The organism is Mesorhizobium sp. Root102, from assembly GCF_001425625.1.
In the GTDB taxonomy this organism is placed as follows: Bacteria; Pseudomonadota; Alphaproteobacteria; order Rhizobiales; family Rhizobiaceae; genus Mesorhizobium.
The window spans coordinates 673,013-686,353 of sequence record NZ_LMCP01000001.1 but is presented as its reverse complement, the minus strand read 5'-3'; the positions used below and the strand labels follow the sequence as shown (position 1 = coordinate 686,353).

The window sequence follows — 13,341 nt, the reverse complement described above, 5'->3', positions numbered from 1 at the left end:
CCGCTGACTAATCCTGCCATCGGGAATACGAGTCAGGAAATTACTCTCGAATAGCCTCGCCTGGGCTTGATAAATTTCTGTTTGACTCATCTGGGACTGCGCAGCGGAGTGTTCCTACCCTCATGTCTGGTGGCCGCAATGGAGACCTGCCGTCAGGCACGGCTCAGGCAACGAATCAATGCGCGTGGTTGGGCGCCCGGTTTGTCTTCGGACCACGACCTGCGGTGACTGGCTTTGCGAAGAGGAAAGCTCCGTCCTGGGAGAACAGATCCGCCGGCATCATTTGGAATTCGCGCTGCGAATGCGGCACGTCCAATTCCCTATCGATGATACGCCAGAGGTTGTCGAAGAACGACCCGTCGGCAAGCCGTACACTTCCCCCCTTTAGCGGCTTCGTAGAACAGAAAACTGTTGCGGGATTGGCCCACATGTCGGCAATCGCCACGTCGTAGTAACCAGGATGGGCGGTGTTGGGCTTGATGATGGCAAAGGGCGTGTTCTTTTCAGGCCAGCCTATCCTTCCCACTGTCAGGCATTCGCCTGGCTCGGGCAATCTTGCCTTCACCAGATAGGCCAGTGCCGCATCAATGCCCCCAATTTGCGAAACGACGTGGGCCGTCAATCCCGCGCGAGCCAAGTGCATCAATTCTTGAGCCTGTCGCTCATAGATATCAGCCAATGTCAGGAAAGCCCGCCATTGCTGATGTGGGCAGTCATTCTTGGCCTGACAGAGAAGCCGACCCGCCTCCAAGGCGGATTCGATCCTCCTTTTATCCGCTTCTGCGAACGCTTCGCGCGCCGGACGGATGTGTTCGGCCAGTTTCATCAACTCCTTTGAAATGGTCTCCATTTCTTCTACTCCCCGATCGATATCCAGCCAGCATCTTATTGTTACGTTGGTTTAGCCCTACGCAGAACTCCTCCAAGGGTATTGCACGAGATGCTATTGAGACTCATCACACCTATTCTGTTGGGGATGGCTCTACTTTCGGCTGCATCTGCCTGTTGGCTTTCACGCTGACATTCGACAGCGGAGCGCCGCATATCGAGCATGTTGAGGTCCACGGCAGGACGTTTCTCGGGACATCGCACCTGCATATGCAGGCACCTGTTCCAGCGGCGGAGTATTAGCCGATTGAAAATGGGGCGACCTTATCATTTCGGGGAGGGTGCCTATCCGACCTGATCCAATGTCCGCCCTCTAAGTGGTAGCTGCACGACCGCGGAATTCCCGAGTGGCGACGGAGGACGAAATTCCACTGAGCGAATAGACGTAGTGGGAGGGATCGTTCAACCAACTTGCGCACTCAGACCTCTTCGCGCCATAGCGGTGGCAAGCTTGGTTGAGTGGGAGGGACTCCCCTGAACGCGATGACCGCAACATCCGCGACCACAGCATCCGCGCAGGCGGGGTGGCGGTTCAGACAGCCGAGTGTCATTCCTGGTTTCGGATTGACGCTCGGCTTCTCGCTTGCCTATCTCACCCTCATCATCCTCATCCCGCTGTCGGGGCTGATCTGGCGCTCGGCCGCCCTTGGCTGGCCCGAGTTCTGGGCGATCGCAACCGACCGTCGCACYATCAACGCGCTTGAAATCAGCTTCGGCACCGCCTTCATCGCGGCTGGCGTCAACGTCGTCTTCGGCACGCTGGTCGCCTGGGTGCTGGTGCGCTACCGCTTTCCCGGCCGCCGCATCGTCGATGCCATGGTCGACCTGCCCTTCGCGCTGCCGACGGCGGTGGCCGGCATCGCGCTGACCACGCTCTACGCGCCGAACGGCTGGATCGGCAAATTGCTGATGCCGCTTGGCGTCAAGGTCGCCTATAYGCCGCTCGGCATCGTCATCGCGCTGATCTTCATCGGCCTGCCTTTTGTCGTGCGCACCGTGCAGCCGATCATGGAGGAGATCGACAAGGAAGTGGAGGAAGCCGCCGCCACGCTTGGCGCCAGCCGCTTCCAGATCATCACCCGCATCCTGTTTCCAGGCCTGGCGCCGGCCATCGTCACCGGCTTTGCGCTGGCCTTCGCGCGCGGCGTCGGCGAATACGGCTCGGTCATCTTCATCGCCGGCAATTTGCCCTACAAATCCGAGATCGCGCCGCTTCTGATCGTCATCCGGCTGGAGGAGTACAATTATCCGGCGGCGACCGCGATCGCGGCGATCATGCTGTTTTTGTCGTTCCTGATGCTTCTGATCGTCAATCTCGCACAGTCATGGAGCCGCAAGCGCTATGGCTGATCCCGAGATCAAATCCTACGCACCGCATCACGAGAGCCGCTCGGCGGCGGTGACCGAGAGCCGGCCGGCGCAAGCCGTCCTGATGGCCGTCGCCTTCGCTTTCCTCGGCATTTTCCTGCTCTTGCCGCTGATCATCGTCTTCAACGAAGCCTTCGCCAAGGGCATCGGTGCCTACACCGAGGCGCTCGGCAATCCCGACACGCGCTCGGCGATCCGGCTGACGCTGCTGGTGGCGGCGATCTCGGTGCCGCTCAACATCGTCTTCGGCATCTCCGCCGCCTGGGCGATCGCCAAGTTCGAGTTCAAGGGCAAGGCCTTCCTGACCACGCTGATCGACCTGCCTTTCTCGGTCTCGCCGGTCATATCGGGCCTCGTCTATGTGCTTTTGTTCGGCGCCCAGGGGCTGCTCGGCGGCTGGCTGAAGGCGCATGGCATCGTCATCCTGTTTGCCGTGCCGGGCATCGTGCTGGCCACCGTCTTCGTCACCTTCCCCTTCGTCGCCCGCGAGTTGATCCCGCTGATGCAGGAGCAGGGCAATGGCGACGAGGAGGCGGCMCTCTCGCTTGGCGCCAATGGCTGGCAGACCTTCTGGTTCGTGACCTTGCCCAACGTCAAATGGGGGCTGCTCTATGGCGTGCTGCTGTGCAATGCGCGGGCCATGGGCGAGTTCGGCGCGGTCTCGGTGGTGTCGGGCCACATACGCGGCCTGACCAACACCATGCCGCTGCATGTCGAGATCCTCTACAACGAGTACAACGCCGTCGGCGCCTTTGCCGTGGCTTCATTGCTTGCGGGCCTGGCGCTCGTCACGCTGGTCTTGAAAACACTTCTCGAGATGCGCTACGGCGCCGAGATCGCCGCCACGCGCGGGCACTGATGCATGTCGTCCAAAAGTGGGATCCGGTTTTGGGGCAACGACATGCATGAAACAAAGAAGTGCATGTCGCCCAAAAGTGGGATCCGGTTTTGGGGCAACGACATGCATGAAACAAGAAGTGCATGTCGCCCAAAAGTGCCTAGCGGTTTGGGACAACGACACGCCTCGAATGAAAAGGTTCTGTCGATGGAAGTTCGCGTTGCCAACGTGCGCAAGGAGTTTGACCGGTTTCCGGCTCTCCACGACGTGTCGCTCGACATCAAGTCGGGCGAGCTGATCGCGTTGCTGGGGCCGTCCGGCTCCGGCAAGACGACGCTGCTCAGGCTGATCGCCGGACTGGAGCGGCCGACGCGGGGAAACATCTTCTTCGGCGACGAGGACGCCTCGCACAAGTCGATCCAGGATCGCAATGTCGGCTTTGTCTTCCAGCACTATGCGCTGTTCCGGCACATGACGGTGGCCGACAATATCGGCTTCGGCCTGAAGGTCCGGCACGGGCCGTCGCGCCCGCCGGCGCAGGAGATCCGCCGCCGCGCCTCCGAGCTTCTCGACCTCGTCCAGCTGTCGGGGCTGGAGAAGCGCTATCCGGCGCAGCTCTCCGGCGGCCAGCGGCAGCGCGTGGCGCTGGCGCGCGCCATGGCCATCGAACCCAAGGTGCTGCTGCTCGACGAGCCGTTCGGCGCGCTTGACGCGCAGGTGCGCCGGGAATTGCGCCGCTGGCTGCGCGAAATCCATGACGCCACCGGCCACACCACCGTCTTCGTCACCCACGACCAGGAAGAGGCGCTGGAGCTTGCTGACCGCGTCGTTGTCATGAGCCAGGGCCGCATCGAGCAGGTCGGCACCGCCGACGACATCTACGACACGCCGAACTCGCCCTTCGTCTACGGTTTCATCGGTGAATCGAGCTCACTTTCCGTCAAGGTCGAGAATGGCGAGATCTGGCTCGCCGACCGTCCGATCGGGCTTGCCGCGCCTAACGAGCCCGCGGGCGATGCGACGCTCTACTTCCGCCCGCACCATGTCGAATTGCTGGACGGCTGCAGCGGCTGCATCGCCGGCACGGTCGCCGCCAGCCGCCGCGTCGCCGGCACGCGCCGGGTCGAGCTTGAGATCGGCGGCGAGCGCCAGCGGGTCGAAATCGAACTGCCGGTCGACCACCCCGCGGCCCAGAAAAGCCGGGTGGCGTTCCGCCCCGGACGCTGGAAGCTGTTTCCGGCGTNAGCGCCAGCGGGTCGAAATCGAACTGCCGGTCGACCACCCCGCGGCCCAGAAAAGCCGGGTGGCGTTCCGCCCCGGACGCTGGAAGCTGTTTCCGGCGTCGTCGATTGCAATCCAGAATCGCATGTTTGCGCTTGCGAACTGCAAGAAACGGGTTTCGGAAAAGCCTGAGCGGCTAAAGCCCACCACGCGCGCCGCCTGAATTGGGCCTATTATCTTGCGTCGGCTTCAAGGCCGACGCTTCTTCGTATCTGGAGCCGGGGCCAGCATCGTGAAAGCACGCCCAATTTCATGATCGCCTTCAGCCACGATAGTTGCCGAGATCAGTACGTGTTCTTTTTGCAGCAGGACTGAATGGGTCATTGTCCCAGCGGCCATCATTGTCGTCGAATAGCCCACGATGGACCAGCCTGAGGAAAGAAGGCGACTAAGCTTGTCGTCCTGTTGTTGTTCTCCAGCCATACGGTTTCTCCCGCGAGACCGAGAAGTTTGGAGGTGTGCAGACGCTGGCACTCTCTCGCTCTCGGTCCGGGGCCGATCCCACGTTATAATCGGGTCACCATTATGTTGATTCAGCCGACAGCACGGGCATCGGGGGGAGAAGCCATTTGGAAGATTCTCCTGTCCCCTTATTGAGGCTTGTAGATCTGGTCGAATATACCACCGTCGCCGAAATGATAAGGCTGGGCTTTCTTCCAGCCACCGAACTGCGGATCGTCGATGGTCACAAGCTTGATCGGTGGCAGCTTGGCGAGGTCTTCGGCCGGCACCAGATCGGGCTTGGCCGGACGATAATGGTTCCTGGCGATGATCGTCTGCGCTTCCTTGGAATAGAGCCAGCCCAGATAGGCTTCGGCGACCTTGCGTGTGCCCTTGGCGTCGACATTGGCGTCGACCACYGCCACCGGCGGCTCGGCCAGGATCGATGTCGGCGGGTAGACGATGTCGAAATTGTCGGCACCGAACTCGTCGAGCGCCAGATAGGCCTCGTTTTCCCAGCCAATCAGCACATCGCCGAGGCCCTTTTGCGCGAAGGTCACGGTCGAGCCGCGCGCGCCGGTGTCGAGCACCGGGGCATTGGCGTAGAGCTTGCCGACGAATTCCTTGGTCTTGGCCTCGTCGCCGCCATCGTTGGCGTTGGCGTAGGCCCAGGCGGCGAGATAGTTCCAGCGTGCACCGCCGGAGGTCTTCGGGTTCGGCGTGATCACCTGGACGCCGTCCTTGACGAGGTCGCTCCAGTCATGAATCCCCTTGGGATTACCCTTGCGGACGAGGAAGATGATGGTCGAGGTGTAAGGTGCTGAATTGTTTTCGAATTTGGTGCGCCAGTCGGGATTGATCTTTTTCGATTTCGAGACAATGGCATTGATGTCGCCTTCGAGCGCCAGCGTCACCACATCGGCATCGAGGCCATCGATCACGGCGCGGGCCTGGGCGCCCGATCCGCCATGCGACTGCTGAACGGTGACCGTCTCGCCGGTCTCGGCCCTCCAATGGGCGACGAAAGCCTCGTCATAGGCCTTGTAGAGCTCGCGTGTTGGATCGTAGGACACGTTGAGGATGGTGGTGTCGGCAAACGCGAAACCGAGCGTGCCGAACTGGACAGATGTGGCGACCAGTGCGCCGAGCAGTTTCCTGAAATGAGGTTTGGTCATTTCTGCCTCCGTTGAACCCGCGCTAATCTACCGAATTGATAGAAATTAGATGCATTCAATGTTGCGTATCGTAGGACACGTTGAGAATGGTGGTGTGGCAAACGCGAAACCGAGCGTGCCGAACTGGACAGATGTGGCGACCAGTGCGCCGAGCAGTTTCCTGAAATGAGGTTTGGTCATTTCTGCCTCCGTTGAACTCGCGCTAAATCTACCGAATTGATAGAAATTAGATGCATTCATCCGAAAGGGCAGACGTGCCGCGTCAGGTAGTCCAAAGAAGAGTCTTGGCCTGAGACCTGCCAAAAGTGCTGCCGCACGCGACGTTGGGTGTCCGCTGGCGTGTGATGGAAGCAGCCCGGTGTCACAGGATATGAATACCGCCCATCGCCGTCAAAGGCCCGTCGCTCGGGCCGCAGGCTTTTGTCGGGAAGAACTGCGCCACTACAATCGTTGGCAGGGTTGATGGGAAACGGGGCTGGAGAAATGTCTTACAATGACGCGGACCTGTGCGCTCGGGCGCGCGCACGGGGCATCACGATCTACCAGCGTTCAAAGACGGTGTGGATTGCGGCAGGAAGCTATAGGGGGCAAGATTTTGAAGTGAAGGGGCGGTCTCCAGCAATGGCGCTCGCATACTGGATGGAAGCCGCCCGGTATAGAGGGCCAGGCATATAGGCAGAACCGGGCTCGGAAGCGCGCCGCACGGCAGCGGATCCGTCGATAGGCCGCGGCGCATTTGTCGATACGCATCGGTTGGACCGAAGTTGTACCGAAAGCTCAAGAACTGATCCGCACCATTTCCCGTTGGCGGATTGCGACTGTCGGGCAAAATAATGGTACGAGGTGTGTGACCAGTCCCGGATGAACACTGCCACGGTTATCCAGGATCAAGCGTCCCTTTCCGGTTCGAACCGTAAGCACCGCGCCGCCTCGGCTTTCTCGGTATGACGCCTGACGCGTCATCGATAATCGGCGGTCAAGCGTGGACGATACGGCAGCCTGCCATCTATTAGCTGATCGTGGTGGAGCTTTTGCAGAGGTACTGTTAGAGTTCCTGGTATGATGGGCGACATCGGCGCGGCGCAACTGCCAGGAAGATTCTTCCAGCAAAGCGGCGAAATATTCAGGAGCGGGTAGTCGCCCGTGCTGGGGCAAAAGGGACTGGGGCTCGAACATGGCTGAACGGAACTACACCCGTCAGCTGGCGACAATCATGTCTATCGATGCCGTGGGATTCTCGCGGCTGATGGGTCTTGACGATGAATCGGCTGTCGCTGCCTTCGAGGAACGGCGCGACATCATCGCCGAGAGTTGCAGCAGGTTCGGCGGCCGTACTTTCGGCGATGCCGGCGACAGCATCATGGCCGAATTCGGCAGTCCGATCGAGGCGCTGCGCGCGGCGTTCGATTTTCAGGGCCGCATTGTCGCGCTCAATTCATCGATCGACCACGCCATGCGCATGCCCTTTCGCGCCGGCATCAACACCGGTGACGTCATCGTCCGGGACGGCCGGCTCTACGGTGACGACGTCAACATCGCTGCCAGAATCCAGGAGTTCGCGCCGCACGATGGTCTCGCCGTCTCGGAAACGACCTGGCACCATGTGAAGGACCAGACGGCGGCCGAGTTCACCGATCTTGGCGAATTCAGGCTGAAGAACATCGCGCTGCCGGCGCGCGTTCTGATCGCGGGGCGCATTGGCAGCGGGTCGTCGCCCGCAACGTTGGTCTCGGCCATACCTCCCGTCAATGGTCAGCAGAAGCTGTCGTCCAAAGGTCCGCCCGCGATCGCCGTGCTACCGTTCCAGGCCGATGGAAGCGAGGCCGACGTCGGCTACATGGCCGACGGCATTGCCGAAGACATCATCTACGGTCTTTCCAACAGCAGATGGCTCTCGGTGATCGCCAAGAGCTCAAGCTTTCAGTTTCGCGATGACACCTTGGGAACGCGGGTGATCGGCAATGCACTTGGTGCGCGCTATATCGTCAGCGGCACACTGATGCGCAATGGCGGGCAGATCCGTCTGAGCACCTCGCTTGCCGACGTCTCAAATGGGCGACTGGTGTGGTCGCAGCGCTTCGATCGCAACCTCGTCGACATCTTCAGTCTGCGCGACCAGATCGGTGCCGAGATCGTTTCGATCCTCGACAAGGAGGTCGACCGCGCCGAACAAGCCCGGACCTTCCAAGTGCCGTGGGAAAGTCTGGAAACGTGGCAATTGGTGCGGCGCGGACGCTGGCATATGAACCGGCGCACCCGCGGCGACACGGAAATCGCGCTGGAGTTCTTCGAAAAGGCCTACCGGGACGATCCAAATTCGAGCGCGGTGCTGAACGAACTGGCATGGTGGTATTTCTGGCGGGCCTGGCTGCGGTTCGGTGACAGCGACGATCTGGACAAGGTCCAGCAATATGCGCGCAAGGCCTTGCTGATGGACAGCCTGGATGCTCGCCCGCACGCTCATCTCGGCGTTACCGACATCATGAGGGGACGGCCCGGATCGGCGGTCGACCATCTCGAGGAAGCGCTTCATATCAATCCAAGTTTCGCCTTTGCGCGCTCGGCGATGGGCAGTGCGCGCCTGCTGCTCGGCGAAGCCGCTGGTGCGATACCGTTCTTTGTCGATACTGAGCGACTGAGCCCCTTCGACCTCTATCGGTTCCACAATCTGGGGGAATTGGCCGCCGCCTACAGCTTCGTCGAGGATTGGCCATCCGCGATCTCCACTGCGGACCGATCGCTCGATCTGTCGCCCGGCTATTTCTATTCCCGGTTCCTGAAGATCGGCGCCTTGACGAGAAGCGGGCGCAAGGAAGAGGCCAAGCGGGAGCTGGCCATATTCATGACCAGACATCCGGATTTTTCGGAGCAAAGGGTGCGCTGGATACCGTTCGCCGACAAGGCGGCAAACGAATTTCTCATCGCCAATTTCGACCTGGCCAAATGACCCGCAGCGAGCGGTGCGTAATCGAGGTGGCGGAACACCGACAACTGTGAAAACATTCACATACGCGAGACGGCTGCAAACCTAGGCCTTGGGTAGCCGGCATCGCAATGACGTGGACAGCCGGGGGGCCAGACCGCGCATGATCAGGATAAAGTATTTCGATGCCATCCGGGCAGGACAGAAAAGCCAGCGTCCGCTGTCTGAAATGCCGCCATTCGACCTGGGACGCCTCCGCTCCAAGGGCGTCGCGTCGCGCATAGCTGCCTTTCTCTTCAATGATCCGCGCTGGGCGCTGGCGCTGCTACGCCGGTTCTGGCCCAATCTCGCCATAGGCAACTTCCTGCTCGTGACCAGGAACGCCGACGTTCGCGACATATTGGAGCGCGGGGATGAATTCGAGACGCCATACGGGCCGGAGATGACCGAACTGGCGCGCGGATCGAACTTCATTCTCGGCATGCAGGACGGCGCCGACTACCGGCGCATGAAATCGTCGGTGCTGAGCGCTTTCCCCCCGGCAGAAATCGAGGCCTTGGTCAGGCCGATCGCCGCGCGGCATTCACAAGAAATAATGACACGCGCCAGCCCCGGCTTCGACGCGGTCGCGGATCTTATGAAGATCGTTCCGGTGCGCATCTGCCGCGATTATTTCGGCCTTGAGATCGACGACGAATCCGAGTTTGCCGATTGGGCCATGGCGTTGAGCGCGCTGTTCTTTTCGGATCCAACGGCGAGCCCGGTCACGCGCCAGCTTGCGGTGGTGGCCGGCGATCGGCTGATCAAAGTCATCGACCGCTCGATCGACGCGATCCGGGAGAGGGGGGCCAAGGATGAGCAGCCGCTGGCGAGGCTGGTCCGCCTGCTGGATCAGGATCGCCTGTCGCAGCCCGACATTCATTCGATCATGCTTGGCATGATCGCCGGCTTTGTTCCAACCAATGTGCTCGCCGGCAGCAACTGCCTCGACGTGATCCTGTCCCGCGGTGATGCGCGGCAGGCTATCGATGCAGCCTTGGCCAGCAATGACACCGGCGGACTGGACAAAGCCATTCTGGAAGCCATGCGCTTCAAGCCGATCTGGATTGGCCCCTGGCGCTACACCGCGCGCGACGCAACCATCGCCAGGGGCACGCGCCGCGAGCGTCTGGTGAAGGCCGGAACGGTGGTCATGCCGGCAACGCTGTCGGCGATGTTCGACCCTGAGGCGGTGCAAAGGCCCAATCACTTCGACACGTCGCGCCCGCATCGCGATTACCTGGTCTTCGGCTACGGCATTCATCAATGCATTGGCGCCGAAATCGCCAGAATCCAGATTGGCGAGAGTCTTCGCGCCCTGTTTCAGAAGGACAATGTCCGACGTGCGCGCGGCAAAGCCGGCAGGATGACGCGTGTCGGCGCGTACCCGGACGGCCTCAAGGTAGATTTCGAGCGGCCCGCTCTTTGCCGCACGGTCACCCATTCTATGGTCACGGTGGTGTGCCCGATCACCCGGCCCGCGTCACTGGACGCCATCCGTGACAAGGTCGCCGGATTTGGCAACCCTGCCAGCGACGAGATCCGTGCCGCGCTCAATACCGCCGGAACCATCCATTTCGCGAGCCTGGCTGTTGTCCCAACTGGTGAGGCGAATAATGCCTCCGGTGATGAGCAAGGGGCGCTTGTTCTCGAAATCTCCGGTGACGGCAGCGCAGAGGACGTCATCAACGCCATTTCGCATGCCATCGGAGATAGGCTGCGGCCCATCTTCAAGGACGTGTGCGATCTTCGTGACGACCACACGCTGGACAATTTCCTGCGCAAGCACAATGTCGAGATATCACCGTCCTTCGGCAGCAACGCGGGACTGGTCTTTTCCGGTACGCCGGGCCACTCGGTGCAGCGCATCCTCGCAGAAGCCGAGCTTGCCGACGCAGTTCGGCCCGTGGTCGAGCAGCCGCGCGCCACCAATGGCGGGGCGGCCGGCGTGCTTGACGAAGCCCGCCGGCATGTCCGGTCCCTGGGAAAATTCGACTGGGCATTCGAGCCTGCCGAAAGCCTGCTCGAACGGCCGCCTGGAAAATGGTGGCAAGCCATAACGACGACGCTGCTGGCGCCGGCCGCGCTAGCTACTGTTGCCGTAGTGGTGCTTGCCTGCTGGCGGATGACCTACGTTCTGGTGTTCGGCGATCCGCCCGGTGTCACCTTTGGCAGCATTGTCATAGCCGGCACGGCGCTTCTGCTGACCGTGCTTGGAATTCTGGCGCTGGCCGCCCTGATCCTCGGCCTGTGCTTTCTCGTCTTGCGGCGCCTCGAAGACATTGATCGCCCGCACAGCACGCCGGTCGACCTCGGCGCTCTCGACAAGATTCTGGTCCACGAAGACCAGCCTGGACAAGCCCAAAACCATCTGACGGCGATCTCGACGATGAAGGTTGGAACGTTGCGCAGGCTGGCGCTTAGGCTGTCGTTCTACCTGATCTCGATCTCGGCACAAAAGGTCTTCAAGCCGGGTTTCCTTGCCACCATCAACACCATCCACTTCGCCCGCTGGGTGCTGTTGCCCGGCACCAACAGGCTGATGTTCTTCTCCAACTATGGTGGCAGCTGGGAAAGCTATCTCGAGGATTTCATCGCCAAGGCCGCTGCCGGTCTGACAGGCGTGTGGAGCAACACCGAAGGTTATCCGCGCACACGCTGGCTCTTCCTCGATGGCGCGCGCGACGGCGACCGTTTCAAGCGCTGGGCCCGCCGGCAGCAGGTACCGACCCTGTTCTGGTATTCGGCCTACCCTGGCCTCAACACGACGCGCATCCGCGCCAATTCCAGGATCAGGCGCGGCATCGCCGCTGCAACGAGCAGTGAGGCCCGTGACTGGCTGAGCCTGTTCGGCTCCCTGCCGCGCCCGCAAACAAGGAAGGCAGAGGCCGGCGGCCCCGCTGCGTCCGCCCCCTTGCCCATCGAACAATTGGAAACGGGCGAGATACAGTCCTTGTTCTTCGGCCCGTTCGGATCGCTGGGTCATGCCCATATGCTGGCGATTGCCGTGCCCGAGAATCTTTCCAGGGCCAGGCGCAAGGCCTGGCTTGAGTTCATCGTCGAGAAGACCAGCTTCGGCGACGGCGTGCCGCCGGCGCGGGCGATGACTGTTGCGTTCGGTCCCGATGGTCTTCGCCGTCTCGGACTGGATGGCGGCGTCGACGACAAGCCGCTGGACACATTCCCTGTCGCCTTTCGCCACGGCATGGGCAATCCCGAGCGCAGCCGCATTCTGGACGATGTCGGCGAAAGCGTGCCCGACAAGTGGCAGTGGGGTTCGCCGCAAAAGCCCGTTGACGTGGTGGTGGTTTGCTATGCCGAAAGTTCGGAGAAGCTGAAGACGGAGATCGGTGCCGCAAAGAGAAAGATGACGGCCGCAGGCATGAACCTCGTTTCGGACCTGCCGCTCGTGGTAAAGCGCGACGGCAAACGCGCGATCGAGCATTTTGGCTTCGTCGACGGTGTCTCACAACCGATCGTCAGGGGAACCGCCCGCGCCAAAATCAGTGCGGCACCCATGCATCTTGTCGCGCCGGGTGAGTTTCTGTTCGGCTATCGCGACGAGCACGGTTTCTATCCGGCGTCCCCCTCTGTCGAGGCGTCGCAAGATCGGACGGGCATCCTGTCGGCGGTTCGCCGCAACCGGCAGATACCCGGCCTGCCGCCGCCGCGGCGCGACTTCGGCCGCAACGGCACCTTCCTCGTCATGCGCCAGTTCGAGCAGCACGTCGACACCTTCAACGACTATTGCAAGGCTGCGGCTATTCAGGCGGCCAGCGAAACCGACAACCCGGCGATTACCCCGCGCTGGGTCGCCGCCAAGATGCTCGGCCGCTGGCCCGACGGCACCTCGCTGGTGCGCAATCCGGACGGCCGCCCGGGTCGCAGTGCCGATAATGATTTTGCCTTTGGCGTCGAGGATCCCCAGGGGCACCGCTGCCCGCTTGGCGCTCATGTCCGGCGGTCTAATCCCCGCGATTCGCTGGGCGAGGACCGTGAAACACAGATCAGGATCGGCAAGCGCCATCGGATCATCCGGGTGGGCCGCAGCTACGAGAAGCAGGACAAGAAGGGCGGCAAGGTCGAAAAGGGGCTGCTCTTCATGTGCCTCAACGCCGATATCGAGCGGCAGTACGAATTCATCCAGCAGACCTGGGTGTCGTCGACTTCATTCCAGGGGCTTGTTGCCGAAAAAGACCCCACGATTGGGTCGCGCGACAATGCCGGCAGGTTCACTATACCATCCTGGGAAAAGGTCACGGTGCTGAAAGGCGTCCCTCAATTCGTTACCACCCGGGGAGGCGGATATTTCTTCATGCCGAGCCGGTCGGCACTACGCTTTCTGATTTCGCGTCTCTGAGTCTTAGGCGCCTCAACTGCTGGCGCCG

7 protein-coding genes and 2 pseudogenes are annotated in these 13,341 nt (G+C 61.4%); 5 read left to right on the top strand and 4 right to left on the bottom strand.

Annotation, left to right across the window (positions count from 1 at the left end; genetic code table 11):
- Positions 1-175: 175 nt before the first annotated feature.
- Complete coding sequence (locus ASD12_RS03115) at positions 176-850, bottom strand: hypothetical protein (RefSeq protein WP_056581825.1); 675 nt, start codon at positions 848-850, stop codon at positions 176-178.
- Positions 851-1,371: 521 nt separating this feature from the next.
- Here ASD12_RS03115 and cysT point away from each other — a divergent pair.
- The 3 genes and pseudogenes from cysT to ASD12_RS03100 all read left to right on the top strand — a co-directional run.
- Entirely contained in the window at positions 1,372-2,238 is an 867-nt protein-coding gene (cysT, locus tag ASD12_RS03110) for a sulfate ABC transporter permease subunit CysT (protein ID WP_056581824.1), read from the top strand.
- The gene (gene cysW / locus ASD12_RS03105) at positions 2,231-3,115 is read left to right on the top strand and encodes a sulfate ABC transporter permease subunit CysW (protein ID WP_056581823.1); all 885 of its coding nucleotides are present in this window, start codon (positions 2,231-2,233) and stop codon (positions 3,113-3,115) included. Before cysT ends, cysW begins: the two co-directional genes overlap by 8 nt.
- A 186-nt stretch (positions 3,116-3,301) precedes the next feature.
- Positions 3,302-4,337 (top strand): annotated as a pseudogene (locus tag ASD12_RS03100) (sulfate/molybdate ABC transporter ATP-binding protein); the annotation flags it as partial.
- 227 nt (positions 4,338-4,564) lie between these two features.
- On the opposite strand, the gene ASD12_RS03095 reads toward ASD12_RS03100, so the two are convergent.
- The 3 genes and pseudogenes from ASD12_RS03095 to ASD12_RS35130 form a co-directional block, all read right to left on the bottom strand.
- Positions 4,565-4,798: a hypothetical protein gene (locus tag ASD12_RS03095; RefSeq protein ID WP_056581822.1), complete on the bottom strand. Its 234-nt coding sequence runs from the start codon at positions 4,796-4,798 to the stop codon at positions 4,565-4,567.
- 167 nt (positions 4,799-4,965) lie between these two features.
- Positions 4,966-5,991: a sulfate ABC transporter substrate-binding protein gene (locus tag ASD12_RS03090; protein WP_056581821.1), complete on the bottom strand. Its 1,026-nt coding sequence runs from the start codon at positions 5,989-5,991 to the stop codon at positions 4,966-4,968.
- 809 nt (positions 5,992-6,800) lie between these two features.
- Positions 6,801-6,912: pseudogene (locus tag ASD12_RS35130) on the bottom strand (transglutaminase-like cysteine peptidase); the annotation flags it as partial.
- A gap of 253 nt (positions 6,913-7,165) precedes the next feature.
- Here ASD12_RS35130 and ASD12_RS03085 point away from each other — a divergent pair.
- Together ASD12_RS03085 and ASD12_RS03080 are read left to right on the top strand one after the other, a co-directional pair.
- A complete protein-coding gene (locus ASD12_RS03085; RefSeq protein ID WP_056581820.1) occupies positions 7,166-8,938 on the top strand; it encodes an adenylate/guanylate cyclase domain-containing protein in 1,773 nt (590 codons plus the stop codon).
- Positions 8,939-9,077: 139 nt separating this feature from the next.
- A complete protein-coding gene (locus tag ASD12_RS03080) occupies positions 9,078-13,313 on the top strand; it encodes a cytochrome P450 (RefSeq protein ID WP_056581819.1) in 4,236 nt (1,411 codons plus the stop codon).
- The last annotated feature ends 28 nt before the right edge of the window (positions 13,314-13,341 follow it).

What these genes read in the sequence shown, in the direction of transcription:
- ASD12_RS03095 (WP_056581822.1), bottom strand. Translation starts at nt 4,798, where the DNA reads ATGGCTGGAGAACAACAACAGGACGACAAGCTTAGTCGCCTTCTTTCC.
- ASD12_RS03115 (WP_056581825.1), bottom strand. Translation starts at nt 850, where the DNA reads ATGGAGACCATTTCAAAGGAGTTGATGAAACTGGCCGAACACATCCGT.
- ASD12_RS03085 (WP_056581820.1), top strand. Translation starts at nt 7,166, where the DNA reads ATGGCTGAACGGAACTACACCCGTCAGCTGGCGACAATCATGTCTATC.
- ASD12_RS03080 (WP_056581819.1), top strand. Translation starts at nt 9,078, where the DNA reads ATGATCAGGATAAAGTATTTCGATGCCATCCGGGCAGGACAGAAAAGC.